General features: G+C 65.4%; 17 protein-coding genes. 7 read left to right on the top strand and 10 right to left on the bottom strand.

Annotation, left to right across the window (positions count from 1 at the left end; translation table 11 throughout):
• The 5 genes from AXZ77_RS08145 to AXZ77_RS08125 form a co-directional block, all read right to left on the bottom strand.
• Entirely contained in the window at positions 1–1,269 is a 1,269-nt protein-coding gene (locus AXZ77_RS08145; protein ID WP_098412479.1) for a hypothetical protein, read from the bottom strand.
• A gap of 6 nt (positions 1,270–1,275) precedes the next feature.
• Positions 1,276–2,490 carry a carbohydrate ABC transporter permease gene (locus AXZ77_RS08140; RefSeq protein WP_098410757.1) on the bottom strand — a complete coding sequence of 405 codons (1,215 nt, stop codon included), beginning with the start codon at positions 2,488–2,490 and terminating at the stop codon, positions 1,276–1,278.
• Entirely contained in the window at positions 2,487–3,722 is a 1,236-nt protein-coding gene (locus AXZ77_RS08135) for a carbohydrate ABC transporter permease (RefSeq protein WP_098410756.1), read from the bottom strand. Before AXZ77_RS08135 ends, AXZ77_RS08140 begins: the two co-directional genes overlap by 4 nt.
• Before the next feature lie 81 nt (positions 3,723–3,803).
• The gene (locus tag AXZ77_RS08130; RefSeq protein ID WP_098410755.1) at positions 3,804–5,165 is read right to left on the bottom strand and encodes an ABC transporter substrate-binding protein; all 1,362 of its coding nucleotides are present in this window, start codon (positions 5,163–5,165) and stop codon (positions 3,804–3,806) included.
• 30 nt (positions 5,166–5,195) lie between these two features.
• Positions 5,196–6,275, bottom strand: coding sequence for a LacI family DNA-binding transcriptional regulator (locus AXZ77_RS08125; RefSeq protein WP_098410754.1), 1,080 nt, complete (start codon positions 6,273–6,275; stop codon positions 5,196–5,198).
• A gap of 520 nt (positions 6,276–6,795) precedes the next feature.
• Here AXZ77_RS08125 and AXZ77_RS08120 point away from each other — a divergent pair.
• The gene (locus AXZ77_RS08120; RefSeq protein ID WP_255266438.1) at positions 6,796–8,103 is read left to right on the top strand and encodes an MATE family efflux transporter; all 1,308 of its coding nucleotides are present in this window, start codon (positions 6,796–6,798) and stop codon (positions 8,101–8,103) included.
• Between the two features lie 467 nt (positions 8,104–8,570).
• A complete protein-coding gene (locus tag AXZ77_RS08110; RefSeq protein WP_098410751.1) occupies positions 8,571–8,834 on the top strand; it encodes a hypothetical protein in 264 nt (87 codons plus the stop codon).
• Between the two features lie 65 nt (positions 8,835–8,899).
• Here the strand turns inward: AXZ77_RS08110 and AXZ77_RS08105 are convergent, their stop codons facing one another.
• Both AXZ77_RS08105 and AXZ77_RS08100 read right to left on the bottom strand, forming a co-directional pair.
• Positions 8,900–9,547: a 1-acyl-sn-glycerol-3-phosphate acyltransferase gene (locus AXZ77_RS08105; RefSeq protein ID WP_098412478.1), complete on the bottom strand. Its 648-nt coding sequence runs from the start codon at positions 9,545–9,547 to the stop codon at positions 8,900–8,902.
• A 124-nt stretch (positions 9,548–9,671) separates the two neighbouring features.
• Positions 9,672–9,941, bottom strand: a complete 270-nt coding sequence (locus tag AXZ77_RS08100) for a DUF982 domain-containing protein (RefSeq protein WP_369679772.1) — start codon at positions 9,939–9,941, stop codon at positions 9,672–9,674.
• 1,163 nt (positions 9,942–11,104) lie between these two features.
• Between AXZ77_RS08100 and AXZ77_RS19555 the strand changes: the two genes are divergently transcribed.
• Entirely contained in the window at positions 11,105–11,266 is a 162-nt protein-coding gene (locus AXZ77_RS19555) for a hypothetical protein (RefSeq protein WP_176535989.1), read from the top strand.
• Between the two features lie 192 nt (positions 11,267–11,458).
• Here the strand turns inward: AXZ77_RS19555 and AXZ77_RS08095 are convergent, their stop codons facing one another.
• Together AXZ77_RS08095 and kynU are read right to left on the bottom strand one after the other, a co-directional pair.
• Positions 11,459–12,406, bottom strand: coding sequence for a 1-phosphofructokinase family hexose kinase (locus AXZ77_RS08095; protein WP_098410749.1), 948 nt, complete (start codon positions 12,404–12,406; stop codon positions 11,459–11,461).
• Positions 12,407–12,527: 121 nt separating this feature from the next.
• Complete coding sequence (kynU, locus tag AXZ77_RS08090) at positions 12,528–13,718, bottom strand: kynureninase (RefSeq protein ID WP_098410748.1); 1,191 nt, start codon at positions 13,716–13,718, stop codon at positions 12,528–12,530.
• A gap of 175 nt (positions 13,719–13,893) precedes the next feature.
• On the opposite strand from kynU, the gene AXZ77_RS08085 reads away from it, so the two are divergent.
• The 4 genes from AXZ77_RS08085 (at position 13,894) to AXZ77_RS08070 (ending at position 19,663) form a co-directional block, all read left to right on the top strand.
• Entirely contained in the window at positions 13,894–14,706 is an 813-nt protein-coding gene (locus AXZ77_RS08085) for an alpha/beta hydrolase (protein ID WP_098410747.1), read from the top strand.
• Positions 14,707–14,856: 150 nt separating this feature from the next.
• A complete protein-coding gene (locus tag AXZ77_RS08080) occupies positions 14,857–16,002 on the top strand; it encodes an alpha/beta fold hydrolase (RefSeq protein ID WP_218000478.1) in 1,146 nt (381 codons plus the stop codon).
• Positions 15,983–18,391: a plasma-membrane proton-efflux P-type ATPase gene (locus AXZ77_RS08075; RefSeq protein WP_098410746.1), complete on the top strand. Its 2,409-nt coding sequence runs from the start codon at positions 15,983–15,985 to the stop codon at positions 18,389–18,391. Before AXZ77_RS08080 ends, AXZ77_RS08075 begins: the two co-directional genes overlap by 20 nt.
• Before the next feature lie 27 nt (positions 18,392–18,418).
• Positions 18,419–19,663 carry an MFS transporter gene (locus AXZ77_RS08070; RefSeq protein WP_098410745.1) on the top strand — a complete coding sequence of 415 codons (1,245 nt, stop codon included), beginning with the start codon at positions 18,419–18,421 and terminating at the stop codon, positions 19,661–19,663.
• A gap of 54 nt (positions 19,664–19,717) precedes the next feature.
• Here AXZ77_RS08070 and AXZ77_RS08065 read toward each other — a convergent pair whose 3' ends face one another.
• Positions 19,718–21,451 carry an AMP-binding protein gene (locus tag AXZ77_RS08065; protein WP_098410744.1) on the bottom strand — a complete coding sequence of 578 codons (1,734 nt, stop codon included), beginning with the start codon at positions 21,449–21,451 and terminating at the stop codon, positions 19,718–19,720.
• Positions 21,452–21,566: the final 115 nt, after the last annotated feature.

The raw sequence follows: 21,566 nt of genomic DNA, 5'->3' as shown, positions 1-21,566 counted from the left end.
TCACCCCTCCTTGCCGGCCCAGGCGAGCCAGACGGCCGCCGTCCAGGTAAATGCCTTGCCGCCCGCGGCCGCGCCCGTCATCGGGTCGAAATACTCGACGAAACCGTAGCGCCCGATCACCTCGCGGGTGCGCTTGCGGACCTCTTCGCCAAGCGCGACGCCCCGCTCCGAGGCGCCCTCGCCGATCATCATGTTCATCATTCCCCAGGTCGGACCACGCCAGTAGCGCTTGGCGTCGAACCGCGGATCGAAGGGCGCGAGCGAGGGCACGCCATAGGGGGCCGCATCGAGCACGCGGGCCAGATGCTGCTCCATATGCGGCGCGTCGAGCCCGCCGAACCAGCACAGGAAGGAGGCGTTGCTCAGCGCGTTCGACCAGATGCCGTTGTTGCAGTTGTAGCTGTCGTAATAGCCCATGCCGGGGTTCCACAGCGCGTCCGCACCGGCTTCCAGCTCGGCCAGCTGCGCGGCCATGTCGCCGGTGTCGAGATCCTGCGCCTCGCCAGCCGCCAGCAGGTCGCGCAGGCCGCGCATCAGGATGAAATGCATCGTCGGATCGGCCACCTTGAACGGGTTGCCCTCGGCGACTTTCGCGTCGTCCCAATCCAGCGCCTTGGCGCGCTGCACCAGCCAGATGTAACGGTCGTAATCGTATTTCGTCGGGCGCATCGAGGCGTCGACATGCTGGGTGTCGCGGCGCTCGTAATGGCCCACATCCTGCGGGTCGATCCCGCTCATCGCGTCATCCCAGTCGGGCGCGTTGTCACGACCCGACTCCCACGGATGGATCACGAAGATTGCGCCCTTTTCGTCGCGGCGCCATTTCAGGAACCACTCCGCCCATTTGCGCATCTTCGGATAGAGCGCCGCGAAGCGGGCCGCGCCTGCTTCCGGGTCAGCCGCCAGAAGCCGCGTCGCGAAGCTGAGCGCAACCGGCGGCTGGGTGATGCCCGAGGACGCGATCGGCCCGTTGCAACCCCAGACGTCGGGGCCGGGGAAATAGCCCGGATCGGGCTTGTGGAAGATGATATGCGGGACCATGCCGTTGTCCCACTGCCCCGAGAACAGCGTCTCGATCTCCTGCCAGGCCCGGTTCAGGTCGAACTCGGCGAAGCCGAGGCTCGCGAAGGCGCTGTCCCAGTTCCACTGGTAGGGATAGAGGCCGTCGGTCGGCACCGTATAGCCGCCCCGGTCGTTTTGGGTGAGGATGTCGCGCGCCGCTGCGTCCCGGTCGGAGAAGTCGTCTGCGGCAGCCAGAGTTTCGGTCATCATGTCTTATCCTTTCACCGCGCCGGCCGTCAGGCCGCGGGTCATGAAACGTTCTAGCCCGAGGAACAGCGCCATGATCGGCACCGTCGCGATGACGGCGCCCGCCATCAGGTGCTGGCGCGGGATCTCGGAGGAGTTGAGCGAGGCGATGCCCCGCGTGAGGGTGAATTTGCTGGGATCGTCGAGCAGCATGAAAGCGAGCAGGAACTCGTTCCATGCGATCATGAAGACATAGAGCCCGACCGAAGCCATCGCGGGCAGCGCCAGCGGCAGGGTGATCTTCCAGATCACCTTGAGCCGCGACAGCCCGTCCATCAGGCCCGCCTCCTCGACCTCGACGGGGAGGCCGCGGAAATAGCCCTGCAGCATGTAAAGCGCGACCGGGATCGTGGTGACCGGGTAGATCATGACGATCCCGAGGATCGAGTTGCGCAGACCGACCATCGAGTAGGCGATATAGATCGGCAGCGCGAGCACGATCATCGGCACCATGTAGATCAGCAGGATGCCGCGCGAGAACACTTTCTGCCCGCGGAAGCGCAGCCGTGCGACCGCATAGGCGCCGGGCACCGAGAACAGCAGCGTCAACGCCACGGTGAGCACCGAGACATAGAAGCTCGTCCAGAGGTAGCGGCCGAAATGGAACCGCGTCATCAGCTCGTAATAGCTGTCGAACAGGTGCCAGCCCCGGCTCAGGTCGATGGTGAAATCGAGCGGGTTGAGCATCAGCTGCTGCTGCGACTTCATCGAGGTCATGACCATCACGTAGAACGGGATGACCACGATCGCGGTGAAGAAGATATAGCCGAAGCCGGTCAGGAAGCGGATCACCGCATCCTCGAACTGGTGGCGGGTGAGCGCGCCGAAATGCAGTTCGCGCAGGATCGAGCGGAGCGGGATCGAGACCGTTCCGGCCAGCACCACGCTGAGCACGACGCGCGCAACAAGGCTGAAGCTGTCGTCGAATTGCAGCGCGCCGAGGCCCACCAGCATCAGTGCAAGCGCCACGACCACCGCCACCGCATCCGCAGCCCAGCGATTGGTGATGCGCACGCGGGCAAACCCGGTCGCGAGCCCGAGGATCAGCGACCCGATCAGAGCGGGCTTGGCCGCAGCGCCGGTGGCAAAGGAGATCGCAACCCCCAGCGTGACCGAGATGACCAGCGCCCAGAGCGCGCCGATGATCGGTCCGGTGAGATAGCCTTTATGCAGGATTTTCATAGCCCTTCCTCCCGGCTCATGGTGCGGAAGAACAGCCCCGAGAAGACCAGAAGGCAGGCGAAGATCACCACGGCGACCGCGGCACCCGCACCGATATTCGACACCGCGAAAGCCTGTTCGTAGACATTGACCGTCAGGACCCGCGTGCCGGCATTGCCGCCGGTGAGCAGGAAGATGTCGTCGAACTTGTTGAAGGTCCAGATGAAGCGCAGCAGGAACAGGACCGACAGGATCCCCAGCAGCTGCGGCATCGAGAGATACCAGAATTTCTGGAACGGAGAGGCCCCGTCCATATCCGCTGCCTCATACATATCCGTGTCGATGCTCTGCATCCGCGCGAGGATGAAGAGGAACGAGAGCGGGAAATAGCGCCAGATTTCGAACACCGTCACCATGATCAGCGCAAGCGGCTTGGCCCCGAAGAAGTTGATCGCGCCTTCGCTCACGCCCATCTGCACCAGCAGCGCGTTGGCGGAGCCCGAATAGGGGTCGAACAGCGTGATCCATGTGAAGGCCACGGCGATCACCGGGGCCACATAGGGAAAGAGATAAAGCCCGCGCAGGATACCCTGCCCGCGGAAGCTCTTGTTCAGCAGCAGCGCCGCGAACAGCCCCACGACCAGCGCGCCCAGCGTGCCGAAGACCGTGTAGAACAGCGTGATGCCCAGCACGCTCCAGAACTCGCTGCCCGAAAAGAGCTGGCGGAAGTTGTCGAGCGTGAAGGTGGAATTCGTCAGGACGCTCGAGACGTGACCGGTTGCCGTGACATCGGCGTCGCGCATGGCGCGCTCCATTTCACGCATGTCCCCCGTCACCTGCGCGTCGACGCGGAAGCGTTCGTTCAAGCCGGGTTTCAGCGTGCCGAAATCGCAAGACAGGTCCTGCCCGTCCATCGCGCAGCCCTGCGGCAGATCGCCGGTCAGCGTCACGCCCTCGGGCAGGGTCACGTTCAGCCCCGCCTTGGTCATCTCCTGCTCGCGCGAGGGGTTGATCACGCGCAGTTCCAGAAGTGCCTGATCGCCGCGTTCGCGCAGCGCCACCCGCGTGCGGATCTCGGCCGGACGCAGATCGCCCAGCGTCACCGGCTTCACGGAGATCCAGAAGATCGCCAGCAGCGGCACGATCACGACAAGCGCCACGATCGCGATGGTCGGGAACAGCAGGCCCCAGGCCAGACGCGCCTCGCGACGGGCAAGCGCGCCGCGCCCCTTGGGCGGCGATATGTCAGTCATGACAGTCTCCAATCCATGCAGTCAGAGCGGGCTTTGGTCCCGGGGCAAGGCGCAGCCGCCCTGCCCCGGCCAGAGGTCAGATCAGTTGATCTTGCCCAGCTCGTCGTTCATCTTCGCGACCGCATCCTCGGCCGAGATGTTGCCGTCGATGAAGTCGCGCACAACCCGGTTGATGACCTGGCTGTTGAGCATCTTCGAGGCCAGCGCGAGCTGCCCGTCCTTCACACCCCAGCGCTGTGCGGTGTCGAGACCCTTGGTGATCTCGTCGACCACGGCCGGCGCGTAGAGATCCTTGAGCGGCGCCTTGCGGTCCACGCCCACCGGCAGGGTCGCCCAGAGCTTGGTGAATTTCTCCGGATCCGCATCGGTGCCGCGACGGGTCGGGAACTTGCCCTCGGGCGCGATCGACAGCGTCTGCTCGTAGCCGTCATTCATCGAGTAATCGACGAATTGCTCGGCCGCTTCGGTGTCGGCATCGGCGGTGATGGTGAAGTAACGCAGGTCCGCCCAGCTCGCACCGTCGGGGTTCGACGGGCCCGCGAGGTTGGTCACGACGCCGGTATCCTTCGACAGCTCGGTCGAGGTCGGATCGTCGTTGATCATCGGCGGGGCGCTGTCACGCAGGCCAGCCAGTTCGTCGAGGATGAAGGGCGACCACATGATCATCGCCGCCTTGCCCGCGAAATACAGCTCGCGCGACTGCTTCCAGTAGTTCTCGCCGGGCGGGGAGGCGTCGGCCAGCTTCTTGTAGAAGTTCAGCACTTCGACCGTCTTCTTCTCGTCGAGCGGCTTGAAGCCGTCCGGCCCCACCGGCGAGACGCCGTTGGCGAGGAAGATCTGCTCGAGGATCTGGCTCATGTAGCTCTCGTCGACCTTGGTCGCGGCGACGAAGCCATACATGTTCGGCGGATTGTTGAGCTTGTCGAGCGCGGCTTCCATCGACTTGAAATTGGTCGGCGGCGCGAGGCCCGCCTTGTCGAACAGGTCCTTGCGATAGAGGATCATCTGCGTCCAGCCATCGACCGGAACGGCGGCGTAATCACCATCCGTCTCGACCATTTTCAGCGCGCCGGGCGCGAAGGTCGCCGGATCGAGCTTGTCGACCACATCGGTGCTTGCCAGCGTGTCGACGATACCCGCATCGGTCCAGGGCAGCACGTTTTGCAGCGGCGTGTAGATCACGTCGGGCAGATCACCGGCCGCGAAAGCCGCGGTGGCGCGCTGGTTCAGGTCGCTCTCCGTGACCGGGATCACGTCGACGGTGATGCCGGTCTTCGCCTTGAAGTCGTCGGCCATCTGCTGCTGCTTGGCCAGACGCTCGGGCTGTTCCTCGGTGGTCCAGAACTTGATCGTCTCGGCCTGCACCGCGACGGCGCCCGCCATCAGCGCCAGCACGGTCGAGCCCATCAGCATCGCCGTTTTATGTCCTCGAATTAGCTTCATTTACTTTCCTCCCAGTAGATTGCGTTTCTCTTATGGGTCGACCGGCGGCCCGTCGGAGCCTCCCGGTTCCAGTTGCGCCGCCACCAATTCCGTCAGCTCTCCGGGCGGCGCACCGCGGAGCTGCGCGATCAGCAGTGACGCGAGACGCGCACCCGCGTGCTGGCTGTCGACTGCGAATGTCGTGAGGGGCGGATCGACCATCCGGCCCTCGGGAATACCGTCATAGGAGATGATCGACAGGTCGCGCCCGATCGTCAGCCCCCGCTCGCGCGCCACGTCATAGGCCCCCAGCGCGGTCGCGTCGGTGGAATAGACGATCGCGGTCGGGGGATCGGGCAGATCGAGCAGATCGCGCGCCGCCTGCGCCCCTTCCGCGCGGTCGGAAATCTCCATCAGCTCGAGCGCGGGATCGAAGGGCAGACCGGCCTCTTCCAGCCCCGCGCGGTAGCCGTCCCGGCGCAGCAGCGCGAAATTGTAGCTCGCATGCGACCCGGCGAAGGCGATGCGGCGATGACCGAAGCCCGCCAGCCGCGCGACCGCGGCGCGCATCGCGCCCTCGCCATCCACGTCGTACCACGACAGGCCCGGATCGGGCTGACCGTGGCCGGTGCGGCCGAACAGAACGAAGGGCACGTGTTTCGCCTGCAAAAAGCTCACCCGCGGATCCACGACCTGCGTCCGCGGCAAGATGAAGCCGTCGACCTTGTGCTCCTGCAAGAGCCGCGTGACCGTGTCCTCCATTTCCTCGCGCGAGTTCGACGAGGCGATCGTCAGGGTCCAGCCTTCGAGCGAGGCCTCCTGCGTGATCCCGCCAAGGAAATCCGTGAGGAACGGCCCGTAGCGGTCCGGCGCGTCGAGTTCGAGCACCAGACCCAGCGCCCGCACCCGCCCCGTGCGCACAGCCTGCGCATAGGGCATCGGCGCATAGCCCATCTCGGCCGCCACGCGCGCCACGCGCTCGCGGGTCTCGGGAGAGATGTCGGAATAATTGTTGAGCGCCCGCGACACGGTGCTCTTGGTCAGCCCCAGCGCCTGCGCAAGATCAGAGATCCGCACCCGGCGCGGCGCCGGTTCGGACGGTTGCTGATCGGTATCGCGAATCTCCTCCATGGCCAGAGACTAGGCCTGCGAAACCGGTTTCGTAAAGCCGAAACCGGTTTCGAAACACCGAGCGGAGGTCAAGACGCTGTGTGCCGCGCTGCGGCATCGCGGGCGCAGCCCCTCGCGCCCAGGGCCGTCGCCTGTCGGAAAATGCGAGAAAAAACTGGGGTCCGGGCGCGGCTCGCACGTCCCGCCATCGGCCGGGCTTTGCGCCGTCGCCATTGGGCATCCCGAAACCGAAATCTCGCGGGGTCACCCTCATACCGCATTGCCCGAGCGGGGTTTTTCTCGTAACGACCGGGAAAGGTGCCGGGCACCTGCCGCCTGCAGACGCAAGTCACGGTGAAGCCCGGAGCGATACGACATCTCACCCTCGAAGCATTTCACAGGTGGGCAATGCAGGCTCCCCCCAATTCGAAATGCCTCTCCGGAGGAATGAGCGATGTCTGTTGGACCCGCCTCAAATACTGTTGAAAACCGCTTTCTGACCCGCCCTATCGGGCGATTGTTCCTGTCGAATGCGCTCCCGATGGCCGTTGTGATGTCCACGGGCGGCCTGCTGAACGTGATCGACGGCATCTTCGTCGGGCGCTTCATTGGCGCTCAGGCGCTGGCGGCGGTCAGCCTGGCCTTTCCCGTCGTCATGTTGCTCACCGCGCTGACCGCCCTGAGCGGCGGCGGCATGTCGAGCCTGCTCGCCCGGCATCTGGGGGCCGGGCAACGCCGGGAAGCCGGCGCCGTCTTCGCAAGAGCCCACGGGCTGGCGCTCGCCCTGAGCGCTGTGCTGATCATCTTGGCGCTGACGGCAGGCCCTGCCCTTATCTCCACCCTCGCCGCCGGGAACGACGCGGTCGCGGGTCCGGCGCAGAGCTATCTGCTGATCCTGATCCTTGGCGCGCCGGTCCAGTTCGCTCTGGGGCTGCACGCCGATGCCCTGCGCAACGAAGGGCGCGCCGGGCTCATCGCCGCGCTCTCGGTGCTCGTGAACCTGCTCAATATCGGGGCAAATTACGTGGCCATCGTGCTTCTGGGGCTCGGCGTGGCGGGCTCCGCCCTCGGCACCGTCAGCGCACAGATCCTCGGCCTGGCGCTGGTGTTGGTCGTGCGCGCACGGGACCGCGAGCTTCTGCCGCTTGGGGCGCTTTGGCGGTCCAGCTGGCTTTCGGGATGGGGACGTATCCTCGCGCTCGGGCTGCCCCTGTGTCTGAACTTCATCGGGATGGCGCTGGTGAGCAGCACGGTCCTTCTCGTCATCGGCACCACCGCCGCGGGGCATGCAAGCTATATCGCCGCCTACGGGGTGGTCACGCGCCTTCTCGGGCTGGCCTATCTGCCGCAGATGGCGATCGCGCTGAGCACCCAGAGCATCACCGGCAACAACGCCGGTGCGGGCCGGATGGATCGCGCCAGCGCGGCCCTGCGGATGGCCATCTCCGTCGCGTTTCTCTGGTGTGCTGGCGTGGCGTTGACCTGTCTCGTCGCGGGCGACGCGCTCGGCGCGATGTTCTCGAAGGACCCCGAGGTCGTCACGGCGGTCGCCACGATCTTGCGTCCGATGGTGGCACTCTACGTCATCACCGGGCCGATCCTCGTGCTCGCGATGCATTTTCAGGCGATGGGCCATCCGCTTCGGACCGCGGCGCTGACTTTGGTCAAGCCGTGGCTGCTGGTGCCTGCTCTGCTCGTCCTCATGAATGCGCTGGCGGGGATCGAAGGTCTGTGGTTCGCCTTCCCGATTGCCGATGCGGTACTACTCCTCCTCGCCCTGACGCTCATAGTGCGGGGGCGCCTGATCGCGCCTGTCACGGCGACGCCCGCGGCCGAGAAGGCGGCCTGAGATATTCGCCCCTCACGCGCGGCGCCCGATAAAACGCGGCGTCGGGTCGGAGCCGCCTGCACCTGCGGGCGGCTCCGACGCGTTCACGATGCTTTGCCAGATGAAATCTCTATGGAACGAGGCGTTGCAGGGCGCGTTTTCTGGGTAGGCATGACGACCCTCGCGTGCAGCACCGCACGGGTCTCACGCGGGGACTCGCTTTGAACGAAGGCGGCCCAACATGTTGACCAGACTACTTCTTGCCGCTTCGGCCCTCGGCGCCGTGGGGTATATCCTCAGGCAGCGACGCGCAGCCGGCACGCATCACGTGCGCCCAGCAGGGCCCGGGCAGATGCGGAACCCGCCCCGGCAATGGGACCGCGTCGACGAGGAGATGGACCAGACCTTTCCGGCGAGCGACCCGCCCGCGAATTACTGACCTCACCAGCGCAAGCCCCGCAGCGGGAAGAGGCGAGGAGAGCGACCAGATGAGCTACCTGGACGAGACATTGATAACGCTGGAGGCGCGGCTGATCGCGCAGCGCCGCATTCTGGCACGGCTGGTTGCGGAGATGCCGCCAGAGCGGCGCGAGGCCCTTCTGGCGTGGATTGCCGAGCGCGAGGTGATGCATGACGGGCAGGAAGATCCCGGGGCCGTGCCGGACGCGACCGACACGCTGCCGCTGAGTATCGCCGACGAATTCCGCCGGATCGCCGCGCTCGCGCGCCGCCATCGCCGCAACGCAGCTTGATCCGCGCGACCTGAGTGGCGCAGGGCAAGCTGTGGGCGAGCTGTGCGCATTAGCGGCGCAGGCTCTCAGGGGTGGACGGGCGGTAGGCGGTCTTTCTCGACATTGAGAAGCGCTTCGACCTGCGCGCTCACCTCCGCGCCCGGAAGCCCGGGCGGGATTGCCGGGAAATAGGCGACGGTGATCATGCCGCCGGTCTTCACGTCCCTGCGCCAGACATGGCCCGCGTTATGCGCGACCGGCACGATCGGCAGGCCCAGCTTGCGATAAAGCGCGATGAGACCCGGCTGGAATTCGCAGCGATCGGTCACACCGACCCGCGTGCCTTCCGGGAAAATCAGGATCGAGCGGCCTTTGGCAGCCTCTTCGCGCGCCTGGGTGATCATCCCAGCAAGGGCACGCCCGCCGCCGCTGCGGTCGATCAGGATCATCGGCGAATGTTCGAGGAACCAGCCGAAGATCGGGATGCGCCGCAATTCGCGTTTCGCGATGATGCAGACGTCGGGCACGAGCTGGTTGAACGCCAGCGTTTCCCAGGTGGATTGGTGATTGCAGACATAGATGCAGGGGCTGTCGAGATGTTTGTTCTCGAGCCCTTGCTCGCACACGCGCAACCGCAGGATCCCGCGTGCGAGCGCGAAGACCCCGCCTGTCCAGACCCGCACGGCGGCGCGCACGAGCCGGGGGCGCCGCGCCAATGCGAGGACCGGGATCATTGGCGCTTGCAGAGCCGTCCACGCCCCGAAGGCCGCGTCGAAGAGCTTCGAGCGCAGGCCCTCGAACCGCGGCGCCGACCGGGCCTGTTCGCGTCGCGCGCGCGGCGCCGTATGTGCTGTATGATCAGGCTGCAATCGAGTGATCCATCGTATCAAGCGGCGAGAAACCGGCGGTGGTCGCGGCTGCGAGGAACGCGCGGCGCGCATCGCCCACGGTGCCCAGACACTCCATCGCCGCTTCGACGCGGTCAATTGCACGGATCTGTGCGGTATCACTGACCGGCCATTTCTCGCGCAGCCAGTAATGCACCTGTTCGATGGTGCTGAAGGTTTTGACGTCGCCGTCCGGCGACACGACAAGGGAGATGGGTTTGCCCCAGTAAATTTCGATCAAGGTTCGTTTCTTTCTAAGCGGTCGTGACGGCTCCGATTTGGACGGTTGCGCGATCACGGAGGCATAAGTGCGGGCCAAGCCGTTACTATGCGGTGAATTGGGTCTGCGCGCGCGGGCGCGCCGGTTTGGTATCCCGAGCGGATCGCGAGGCGTCAGCGTCCATGCGCGCGGATCGCGGTCCGGTCCCTGAGACATACGAAGCTCCGTGGAGGTCGCTCGGGACAGAAATTGCGGTATCGACCAGTTCAGCCCGGTAGGAGGGTTGAGGGATTGGTCTGCTCGAACAGGCTCACGGCATGATGGGCCGATATGAGGCTCCTTTTCCTTAGTGCCGCCTTTGAAAAGCTGCGGCCCGACAAAGCTCAAGATCGTCGCTGAGCCGGGAGGAACAGGGTCCGAGAATTAAGATATGCGAGTGCAGACATAAGGGTTTTGCACCGAAATTACGAGGATTTTGCAGACGCGGGCCGGAGTTTTCGCGCAACGGCTTGATTGTGCGCGATATAAACCCTGTGCGCCCGCAGGCGGGGTCGCGGGGGCCGATCTCGTAGCGCTTATTTCCTTTGCAAAGCGGGCCGAGTTCGCGTAGGTAGACCGGACTACGCTATTCCCTTCTGCAACCTGTTCCCTTTGTCGGCTTCCGTCAGACGATTGATTTGACCAAGCCTGACTGCCGCATTCTGCGGGTGGGATATTCTCGTCCACGTTTCGGACCTTGCGCGCGCGGGCATCTCGCAGCGCGAAGACGGACAGGCCGTCACCTACGAATTCGAAGCCGGCCGCGACGGGCGCAAGCCCGCCTGCGATATGGCACTTAGCTGATTTGAATGGTTCCGGGTCCGGCTCCAAAAGGCCGGTTCCTGCGAACAGCGAGGGCCTGTGCCCCGCAACCACGACTTGGGCGGCGTCTTCCGTGACCTGCCCCCGAGAGCCGCGACGGCTCAGGAAAAGTCGACTGCCGCAATGCGCCTCATTCGCGAGGCCGACGCCGGGAAACGAGCGCTCTGACCGCGAGTTTGCGCGCGGCACGATTGGAACGGAACGCGGGCGAACGCACCGCAAAACCGCCTTCTCCCAAGGAGAAGCCGGGACGCTGGCCGAAGATTTCGGTCATTCAGAGGAACTTCCCGAGTATCTCTCGGGACAAAAATGGAGGGCCGAACATGGCTGTCGAAAAAATGCCAACGGGCAAGAAGCCCCAGACGAATGAAATCGCGAACAACAAGGGCCATGCCGCCCTCGCCTGGCCTCATTTCTTCCGGACTCTTACCGAAGAGAAAGCTGCGAACGCGGAAAGCACAGCGCCGCGCAGCGCCCAGAAATAGTCCTTGCCTGAAGATCGGGACCGGAATTCCCGGCATGAAGGCTGAGCGATGTGAGGTTCCACGCGAACCGGCCGACGCTCGCCACACGACGTGCCGGGAGGCGAAGCGGCAGGAGGAAACTCCTGCCGTTTCTCTTTGAGAAGGGATGCTCTGCCGATCGCGGCCATCAGCGCGACGCACGCGGCTTTCTACCTAGCAAATTTCCAACCTGCATTGGGGCATCAGGGCCTCGGTCTCGGGCGCGTCGAGAAGCGCCGTTCCCTCTGTCCCGACTGTCGCAGCCGCCGCGGCAACGCCCCATGTGAGGGCCTGCTCGGGGGGCTCGCCCCGCGCAAGCGAGAGCGTGAAGGCGCCGAGAAACGCATCCCCTGCCCCGATCTTGCTGCGCACCGGCACCTCGGGCGCATGGCAAAAGACCCTCTGATCGCCTGCGACCATCGCGGACCCCTCCGCGCCATGACCGGAAATCACGATCCGCGCGACGCCGCGGCGCACAAGCTCGTCCGCGAAAGCGAGGCTGTCTGCAATCGACCGTATCTCGCGGCCGGAGGCCGTTTCCATTTCGCCGCGATCGAGCCGCAGGACATCCAAAGGGGCTGCGGGGTGATGGATCAGGTGCTGAAGCGGTGCCTTGGAGGTGTCGACAACCAGACGCCCGTTGCGCTCAGCGACCACCGCCTGCACCTGCTGCGGAAAATCGACGGGAAGCCCTTTCGGGACACCGCCGCTCAGCACGACGAAACCGTCCTGCGGCACGGCCTGCGATATCTGCTCCAGGATCATGCGGGCGTCGGTGTCGCTCAGCGAGCCGCCCGGCAGGGTGAAGCGGAACTGCTCGCTCGTCTCGGCATCGGTCACCGCAAGGCTGTACCCCGTCTCCGCCGCCACCCGACATTCCAATACAGGGACGTTTTCTGCCGCCAAGAGTGACAGGAGACGATCCCCCATGGTCCCGCCGACCACGACAAACGCGCGCACCTCTCCGCCCAGCTTCGCGATCGCCCGCGCGACATTGACACCCCCTCCGCCCGGATCCATCCGCGGCTCGCGGCAATAGAGCTTGGGACCGGCCTCGACATGGTCGGTCGCGGTTGCGTAATCGACCGCCGGTTTGAGCGTGATCGTCAGAATGTCCGGCATGACGCACCTTTTCCGCAAATCAGCCTTCCGCCCTATTCTAGACGACAGCGGTGCCTTGGTGGAAATTGACCTTTGCGACCGCGTCGCCCAAAGCCCGCATTCCCGCGATCGCACGCCCCGCTCATGTCACCCGCCCACGCGCCTTGAACGCAGGCGTGTCCCAGGCCCGCTGCGCCATCACATCGCCGAGGATTTCAGCGGCGCGCGTCACGTCGCTTTCATCGAGATAAAGGGGCGTGAAGCCGAAGCGCATCGCATCGGGCGCGCGGAAATCTCCGATCACCCCGCGTGCGATCAAGGCCTGAACGACGGCGTAGCTTTCGGCGAAACCGAACGACACCTGACTGCCGCGGGCCTCCGGGTCGCGCGGGCTGAGCAGCGTCAGCTCGGGGCAGCGCACCTCGACCTCGCGGATGAACAGCTCCGACAGCGCGACGGAGCGCTTACGCACTTCCGCCATCGTCAGCCTATCCCAGACCTTGAGCGCCTCTTCGAGCGCGGTCATCTGCAGGACCGGCGGCGTGCCGACGCGCATCCGCTCGACCGCGCGGCCGGGGCGATAGTCGAGATCGAAGGCGAAGGGCGCCTCATGGCCGAGCCAGCCGCTGAGCGCCGGGCGCACCGTGTCAGCGATGTCGGGCCGGACATAGATGAAGGCCGGGGCGCCGGGGCCACCGTTGAGATATTTATAGGTGCAGCCGACGGCGAATTCGGCCCCGTTCGCCGTCATGTCCACCGGCACCGCGCCCGCGCTATGGGCGAGATCCCAGATCATCACAGCGCCGACCGCGTGGGCCTTGCGGGTGATCGCCTCGAAATCGTGCATCCGTCCGGTGCGGTAATCGACCTGCGTCAGCATCACCACCGCCACCTCCTTGGTGATCGCGTCGGCCACGTCCTCGGGTGCGGGCGTGCGCAGCTCGTGCCCGCGACCGAGCGAACGGATCAGCCCATCCGCCATGTAGAGATCGGTCGGGAAGTTGCCCTTGTCCGACAGGATCACCTTGCGGTCGGGCCGCATTTCCAGCGCCGAGGCCAGCGCCTGATAGACCTTGATCGAGAGCGTATCGCCCAGCACGACCGAGCCCTCCGGCGCACCGATCAGCCGACCGATCCGATTGCCGACGCGGGCGGGCTGATCCATCCAGTGCGCCTCGTTCCAGCCCCGGATCAGCATCTGCCCCCATTCGTCGCGCGCGCAGCTCTCCAGCCGCTCCGCCACGCCGCGCGGCAGCGGCCCGAGCGAGTTCCCGTCGAGATAGATCACCCCCTCGGGCAGATCGAAAAGATGCTTTCTCGGCAGGTTCGCCATGGGTCTCTCCCTCAGATAATCGCGGCCTTGTCGGCGCGTCTCGAAACCCGGCAATCGGCTGATGGATCACGAGAGTTTCGGCTCCGGCGCACGCTACCCGCGCAACCATGCCCTCGCAATATCCCGTGGGATATGCTCTGTCTCCGAATGGGACGCGAAACGAGCGGGAGGGAACATGGAAGACCTGAGCGGGATCGACTGGGAAGACGCTTTCGAGAACGGCGGCTATATCGAGAATGGCAGCAGCTACCCCGATCTCTGGGCCAAGCGCGCCGCGGAATTCCGGTCGCGCCATGCCGATCGGATGAGCGAGGTAGCCTATGGCGAAGCGCCCCGAGAAAAGATCGACCTCTTCCGCCCCGAAGGCGCGTCCAAGGGGCTCGTAGTCTTCGTGCACGGCGGCTACTGGCTGAAATTCAGCAAGGACATGTGGTCCCATCTGGCGCAAGGCGCGCTGGCACAGGGCTGGACCGTCGCCCTGCCCGGCTACACGCTCGCCCCCGAGAACAGCATTCCCGGCATCGCGCAGCAGATCGCGCGGGCCATCGATCACGCGGCGGGGCTGGTGGAGGGGCCGATCCATCTCGTCGGCCATTCCGCGGGCGGGCATCTCGTGACGCGGTCGGTATCGCAAGGCAGCGCGCTCTCCGATGAAACCGCGGCGCGCATCCGGCGGGTGATCTCGGTAAGCGGCGTGCATGACCTGCGCCCGCTGCAGATGCATTCGATGAACGCGCGGCTCGGGATCACGCCCGAGATCGCCGCGAGCGAGAGCCCCGCCCTGCTGAAGCTGCGCCCCGGCGTGCAGGCCACCGTCTGGGTCGGCGCGGCGGAGCGGCCGGAATTCCTGCGCCAATCGTCCCTGCTCGCCGAGCACTGGCCCTCGGCCGATCTGGTCGCGGCCTACGGGCGGCACCATTTCGACGTGATCGAGGAGCTGTCCGACCCGTCCAGCGCGCTGGTCACGGCGCTTCTGAGCACGGGTTAAGAAAGCGTCACTCGCCGCCAAAACCGCCTCACCGCTCCACACATCACCTTCACGTTCGCGCGCTCGGGCTTTGCTGCACTTGCATTCTAACCGGCCTTGGGGTCTCAAAAGAGTGCATCTGTGCACCAAAGCGTCTTGCGAGTGTCGAACATGAGCGATGCCAACAACACCTACGAACACAGCGTGCCCTTCTTCTGGCCGATGGCGGCGGCGATGGAGTGGCAGAAGATCGGGCTCGACGCGGTCGAAAAAGGGCTGACCTATCTCGACGAGGCGGCGAAGATCACGCATCCGCCCGACCCGGACTGGGCCACGAAGAACCATATCCTGCTCGATCTCGACACGATGCGGCTGCGCGATTTCGGCGGCACGGGCGGCGACCTCCCGGTGATTGTCGACGCGCCCTATGCCGGGCATTCCTCGACCATCGCGGATTATGCCAAGGGCCAGAGCCTGATCGAGACGCTTCTGGATGCAGGCCTCGGCCGCGTTCTCTGCACTGACTGGAAAAGCGCGACGCCCGAGATGCGCGATTTCGACATCGACAAATACCTCGCCGAGATCAATGTCGCGGTCGATGAGCTCGGCGGGCGGGTGATGCTGGTGGGGCTGTGTCAGGGCGGCTGGATGTCGGCGATGTATGCCGCGCGCTTCCCCGAGAAAGTCGCGGGCCTCGTACTCGCCGGATCGCCCATCGACACCGATGCCGGGCACGGTCCGATCCGCAAGCTGGCCCATGAAATGCCGCTCTCAGCCTATCAGGAGATGGTCGAGGCCGGTGAGGGCCGGATGCCGGGGCGGTTCATGCTCGCCGGCTGGAAGAACATGCATGCCGATCAGCAGTATTTCGGCAAGTTCGTCGATCTCTACGAGCATATCGACGACCGCAATTTCATGAAGCGCACCGAGCGGTTCGAAAGCTGGTACGAGAACCCCATCGACCTGCCGGGGCGCTATTACCTGCAGGCGATCGACCTGCTCTTCAAACAGAACCTGTTCGCCAAGGGCGAGTTCGTGGGCCTCGGGCGCAAGCTCGATCTGGGCGCGATCACCTGCCCGGCCTTCCTACTGGCGGGCAAGGCGGACGACATCACCACGCGCGAACAGGTCTTCGCCGCCGAGACGCTGCTCGGCACGCCGCGCAAGGATATCGTGAGCCGCCTGGTCGAGGGCGGGCATATCGGCCTCTTCATGGGCAGCCACACGCTCTCGAATGTCTGGCCGGAAATCGGCCAGTGGCTCGGCAAGCTCGGGGCCAAAGCTGGAGACACGAACAATGGACCAGACCGTCGCTGAACCGATGACGCAGGATGTGCCGGAGACAGACCGCAAGACAGGTCTGAGCTCGGCAGAGGCGGCACAGAGGCTCGAGCGATACGGTCCGAACGCGCTCCAGAGCGACGAGAAAACCCTGCTACAGCGGATCGCGGGCTATTTCTGGGGGCCGATCCCGTGGCTGATCGAACTGGCGGCGCTGTTGTCGCTCGTGCTGCGCGACTGGTCCGATTTCGCGGTGATCTTCGTGATGCTGCTGCTCAACGCGGCCGTGGGCTTCAAGGAAGAAAGCAAGGCGAGTTCGGCCATCGCGGCGCTCAAGGCGCAGTTGGCCCCGAGCGCCCGCGTGAAACGCGACGGGCAATGGCAGGAGATCGCCGCGCGCGATCTGGTGCCCGGCGATATCGTGCGCCTGTCGATCGGCCAGATCGTGCCGGCTGATCTGACGCTCTTCGAGGGCAAATATCTCTCCATCGACGAGGCGGCGCTGACGGGCGAGTCCCTGCCCGTCGACAAGGCGGTCGGTGACAGCGCCTATTCCGGCTCGGTCGTGAAGCTGGGCGAGATGACCGGCGAGGTCACCGCGACCGGGATGGAAACCTATTTCGGGCACACCGCCTCGCTCGTGCAGACCACGAATGGCAAATCGCATTTCCAGAAAGCCGTGATGCAGATCGGGAATTTCCTGATCGCGGCGGCGCTGGTTCTGGTCGCGATGATCGTGATCGTCTCCTTCCAGCGGCACAACCCGCCGCTCGAGGTGATCCAGTTCGCGCTGATCCTGACGGTGGCGGCGATCCCGGTGGCGCTGCCGACCGTTCTGTCGGTGACGATGGCGGTGGGCGCGGAACGGCTCGCGCGGATGAAGGCCATCGTCTCGCGGCTGGTCTCGATCGAGGAGCTGGCGGGCGTCGATGTGCTGTGCTCGGACAAGACCGGGACGCTGACGCTTAACGAACTGACCGTCGAGGACCCGCGCCCGGCAGAGGGCATCGCGGTCGACGATCTGCTGCGCGCATCGGCGCTTGCCTGCGACCGCGACGCGCCCGATGCGATCGACAAGGCAGTGCTGGCGGCGGCGGAGGGTATTGCGCTCGACGCTATCGAGACGCTCAGCTTTACCCCCTTCGATCCGGTGAGCAAACGCAGCGAGGCGGAGGTCCGGCACGAGGCCGATCACTGGCAGGTCGCGAAGGGCGCGCCGCAGGTGATCGTGGAGCTTGCAGCCCTCGCGGACGATGCGCGCAAAGCGGTGGAGGCCGAGGTCGAAACCCTTGCTCAGCAGGGCTACCGCGCGCTCGGGGCCGCACAGAAGCGCGCCGGGCAGGATTGGGAATTCCTCGGCCTGCTGCCGATCATCGACCCGCCGCGCCCCGATGCCGCCAGCACCATCGCAGAAGCCCGCAACATGGGGATCGACGTCAAGATCATCACCGGCGACCACGAGGCGATTGCACGCCAGATCGCGGGCAAGCTGGACCTCGGGCAGAAAATCTATCCGGCGGGACAGTTGCTCGATGGCGACCCGGCCACGGTGGAGGCCAATGTCCGCGCCGCCGATGGTTTCGCGCGCGTCCTGCCCGAGCACAAGTTCCGCATCGTCGAGGTGCTGCAGGCCGGGCATTCCATCGTCGCGATGACCGGTGATGGGGTGAACGACGCCCCTGCCCTGCGCAAGGCCGATGCCGGGATCGCGGTGAGCGGGGCGACCGATGCCGCGCGTGCCGCCGCCGATCTGGTGCTGACCGACAAGGGGCTGTCGATCATCACCACCGCCATCGAGGAAGCGCGCCGGATCTTCGAGCGGATGACGAGCTACGCCACCTTCCGCGTGGCCGAGACGATCCGTGTGCTCTTGTTCATGACGCTCTCGATCCTGATCTTCGATTTCTACCCCGTCACCGCGATCATGATCGTGCTGCTGGCGGTGCTCAACGATTTCCCGATCATGATGATCGCCTATGACAATGTCTCGGTCTCGCCACGCCCGGTACGATGGGACATGCGGCGCGTGCTGACGGTGGCGGCGACGCTGGGCGTGACCGGGGTGATCGAGACCTTCGTGCTGTTCTGGTTCGTCGATGCCTATCTCGGCCTGCCGCGCGACCAGATTCAGACGATCATCTTCCTCAAGCTTCTCGTCTCGGGGCATATGACGCTGTTCGTCACGCGCCATCAAAGCTGGTTCTGGCGGCGGCCCTTCCCGGCGCTGCGGCTGTTCGCGACGACGGAGGCCACGCAATTGCTGGGCACGCTGATCGCGGTTTACGGGCTCTTCGTGACGCCGATCGGCTGGGGGCCCGCGCTGCTGGTCTGGCTCTATTGTCTCGTCTGGTTGCCCCTCGAGGGGGCGATGGCCTTGCTCATTCGCGCGCTTTATGATCGCAGGGCACAGGCGCGCGGGCACTGAGCCCCTCACGGCGCGCGCAGGAGGCACATGACGGACGACGCGCAAGAGGCACAGGACACGCCAGCGGGCAAGTTTGGACGCGGATTGCCGGTGGGCATCTGGGCGCTGGGGTTCGTGTCGCTTTTCATGGATATCTCCTCGGAGATGATCCACGCGCTTTTGCCGGTCTACCTGATGACCGGGCTCGGCGCGACGGCGCTGGCGGTGGGCGTGATCGAAGGGATCGCCGAAGCCACCGCCGCGATCACCAAGGTCTTCTCGGGCGCGCTGTCGGACCGGATCGGACGGCGCAAGGAACTGGCCGCGCTCGGCTATGGGCTGGCGGCCGTGACGAAACCGATCTTCCCGCTCGCCCCGACATTCGACTGGCTGGTGGCCGCGCGCTTCATCGACCGGGTGGGCAAAGGCATCCGCGGTGCGCCGCGCGACGCGCTGATCGCCGACCTCGCGCCGGGCAAGATGCGCGGTGCAGCCTTCGGGCTGCGGCAATCGCTCGACACGGTGGGCGCCTTTATCGGGCCGCTCGCCGCGATCGGGCTGATGTGGCTGTTCTCGGACGATTTCCGCTCGGTCTTCTGGGTCGCGGTGATCCCTGCCTTCCTATCGCTCGGGCTGATCCTGTTCGTGGTGAAAGAGCCCGCCCATCCCCGCACGCAACGCCGCGTGCGCAACCCGCTCGCCCGTTCGGAACTCAAGCTCCTGGGCCCTATGTTCTGGTGGGTCGTGGTGGTCGCCACGCTCTTCACCCTCGCCCGGTTCAGCGAGGCCTTCCTGATCCTGCGCGCCAACGATGATGGCATTCCTGTGATGCTGGTGCCGCTGGTTCTGGTGGGCATGAACGCGGTCTATGCGCTGATCGCCTATCCGGTGGGCGCACTCTCCGACCGGGTCGGGCGCGTGGGACTACTGCTGGTCGGGCTGGGGCTGTTGATCGCGGCGGACCTGACGCTGGCGCTGGTCAGCGGGATCGGCGGGCTTGCGGTCGGCGTGCTGCTCTGGGGGATGCATATGGGCTTCACCCAGGGGCTGCTGGCCGCGCTGTTGGCCGAAGCGGTCCCGGCAGAGCTGCGCGGCACCGCCTTCGGCATGTTCAACCTCGTGACCGGCGTGGGGCTGTTGATCGCAAGCGTGCTTGCCGGGGCGCTCTGGGAAATCGGCGGCGCGCAATGGACGTTCCTGGCGGGGGCGGGTTTTGCGACGACGGCGGCGCTGAGCCTGTTGCCGATGCGCTCGCGGTTCAATGGCACGCATAAACCCAAGGACGCAGCCTGACGCAGAGAGCGCCGCGCGGAGACCCCGCGCAACGCTCGCAACGCTTGAGACGGCTCAGGCGGTCGCCTCGACCTCCAGTTCCAGCTCCTCGATCATCGCATCGCGCATGACGAATTTCTGCGGCTTGCCCGAGACCGTGAGCGGCAGGCTCTCCTTGAAGCGGATCACCGCCGGAACCTTGAAATGCGCGATCTCGTCGCGGCAGAACGCGCGGATAGCGTCTTCGGTCAGTTCGGCCCCGTTGCGCGGCACGATCCATGCGGCGACGATCTCGCCGAACTTGTGATCCGGTATCCCGAAGACCTGCGCCTGACTGATATCGGGATGGGTGTAGAGGAATTCCTCGACCTCGCGCGGATAGACGTTCTCGCCGCCGCGCACGATCATGTCCTTCACCCGGCCCGTGATGTTGCAATAGCCCTCGCTGTCGATCCGGGCGAGATCGCCCGTATGCATCCAGCCGTCCGCATCGAGCGCCTCATCCGTGCGCTCGGGCTCGCCCCAATAGCCGCACATGACCGAGTAGCCGCGCGTCAGCAGCTCGCCCTGCTCACCCACATTGGCGAGCGAGCCATCCTCGCGCACGATCTTCACTTCGAGATGCGGCTGCACCTGACCTACTGAGGAGACGCGCTTTTCCAAAGGCGTATCGGTGGCCGACTGGAACGAGACCGGTGCCGTTTCGGTCATCCCGTAGGCGATGGTCACTTCCGACATGTGCATCTTCGACTGCACCTGCTTCATCACCTCGATCGGACAGGGCGCGCCCGCCATGATGCCGGTGCGCAGCGAGGACAGATCGTGGTTCGCGAAATCGGGATGCTCCAGTATCGCGACGAACATGGTCGGCACGCCGTAAAGCGCGGTGCAGCGCTCGGCGGCGACACATTCCAGCACGCTCTGGGCATCGAACCCTTCGCTCGGCACGACGATGGTCGCGCCCTTGGTGACGCAGCCCAGCGTGCCCATCACCATACCGAAACAGTGGTAGAACGGCACGGGGATGCAGACGCGGTCCGCTTCGGTCGCCAACATCGCGCCGGTCACGAAATGCGCGTTGTTGACGATGTTGCGATGGGTCAGGGTCGCGCCTTTCGGCGACCCGGTCGTGCCGGAGGTGAACTGGATGTTGATCGGCTCGTTCGGGTCCAGCTGAGCGGTGATCGGATCGAGCGCGCTACGGTCCTGCGCCTCGCCCAGCGCCTCCACATCCAAGAAGCGATGGCATCCGGGATGCTGGGTCTCTCCCAGAGTGATGATGTCGCGCAGGTCGGGCAGTTTCATGGTTTCCAGCTGGCCCGGCTCACTCTTCGCAAGCTCCGGCAGCAGGCGCTGGATCATCGACAGGTAATCCGAGCTCTTGAAGGTCTCCGCCAGCACCAGCCCCCGGCAGCCCGTCTTGCGCAGCGCGAATTCCAGCTCGTGCAGACGATAGGCCGGGTTGATGTTCACGAGGATCACCCCGATCCGCGCCGTCGCGAATTGCGTCAGCAGCCATTCCGAGCGGTTGGGCGACCAGATGCCGAGCCGGTCGCCGTGCCGCAAACCGAGCGCGAGCAGACCCGAGGCGAGCCGGTCGACCCGTGCCGCGAACTCAGCCCAGGTCCAGCGGATTCCTTCCGAGGTGAAGATGGCTGCCTCGCGATCGGGCCAGCGCGCGGCGGTGCGCTTGAGCACGGCCGGGATCGTGTCCTCGATCAGCGGGGTATCGGTCGGTCCGGCGACATGGGCCAGACCGCGTTTCGGGGCCACACCGAGTTCAGGGTGCGGGTTCGTCTCGCTATGCATGATTTCCTCCTCTGACACCCCATCGCCGGCACATTGGGCCAACGATCCTCCATGGGGGCGCTCATATTAAATGAACGATGGTTCATTTAATGCAACCCTAAAGCGTCGAGACAAG

This window comes from Thioclava sp. ES.031 (genome assembly GCF_002563775.1).
Lineage (GTDB): Bacteria > Pseudomonadota > Alphaproteobacteria > Rhodobacterales > Rhodobacteraceae > Thioclava.
The sequence above is the reverse complement of the archived record's forward strand: the minus strand, read 5'-3'. Positions and strand labels throughout refer to the sequence as shown.

Bases quoted from the DNA above. Each gene is read 5' to 3' on its own strand.
- AXZ77_RS08145 (WP_098412479.1), bottom strand. From the start codon at position 1,269: ATGACCGAAACTCTGGCTGCCGCAGACGACTTCTCCGACCGGGACGCA.
- AXZ77_RS08140 (WP_098410757.1), bottom strand. From the start codon at position 2,490: ATGAAAATCCTGCATAAAGGCTATCTCACCGGACCGATCATCGGCGCG.
- AXZ77_RS08135 (WP_098410756.1), bottom strand. From the start codon at position 3,722: ATGACTGACATATCGCCGCCCAAGGGGCGCGGCGCGCTTGCCCGTCGC.
- AXZ77_RS08130 (WP_098410755.1), bottom strand. From the start codon at position 5,165: ATGAAGCTAATTCGAGGACATAAAACGGCGATGCTGATGGGCTCGACC.
- AXZ77_RS08125 (WP_098410754.1), bottom strand. From the start codon at position 6,275: ATGGAGGAGATTCGCGATACCGATCAGCAACCGTCCGAACCGGCGCCG.
- AXZ77_RS08120 (WP_255266438.1), top strand. From the start codon at position 6,796: ATGGCCGTTGTGATGTCCACGGGCGGCCTGCTGAACGTGATCGACGGC.
- AXZ77_RS08110 (WP_098410751.1), top strand. From the start codon at position 8,571: ATGAGCTACCTGGACGAGACATTGATAACGCTGGAGGCGCGGCTGATC.
- AXZ77_RS08105 (WP_098412478.1), bottom strand. From the start codon at position 9,547: ATGATCCCGGTCCTCGCATTGGCGCGGCGCCCCCGGCTCGTGCGCGCC.
- AXZ77_RS19555 (WP_176535989.1), top strand. From the start codon at position 11,105: ATGGCTGTCGAAAAAATGCCAACGGGCAAGAAGCCCCAGACGAATGAA.
- AXZ77_RS08095 (WP_098410749.1), bottom strand. From the start codon at position 12,406: ATGCCGGACATTCTGACGATCACGCTCAAACCGGCGGTCGATTACGCA.
- kynU (WP_098410748.1), bottom strand. From the start codon at position 13,718: ATGGCGAACCTGCCGAGAAAGCATCTTTTCGATCTGCCCGAGGGGGTG.
- AXZ77_RS08085 (WP_098410747.1), top strand. From the start codon at position 13,894: ATGGAAGACCTGAGCGGGATCGACTGGGAAGACGCTTTCGAGAACGGC.
- AXZ77_RS08080 (WP_218000478.1), top strand. From the start codon at position 14,857: ATGAGCGATGCCAACAACACCTACGAACACAGCGTGCCCTTCTTCTGG.
- AXZ77_RS08075 (WP_098410746.1), top strand. From the start codon at position 15,983: ATGGACCAGACCGTCGCTGAACCGATGACGCAGGATGTGCCGGAGACA.
- AXZ77_RS08070 (WP_098410745.1), top strand. From the start codon at position 18,419: ATGACGGACGACGCGCAAGAGGCACAGGACACGCCAGCGGGCAAGTTT.
- AXZ77_RS08065 (WP_098410744.1), bottom strand. From the start codon at position 21,451: ATGCATAGCGAGACGAACCCGCACCCTGAACTCGGTGTGGCCCCGAAA.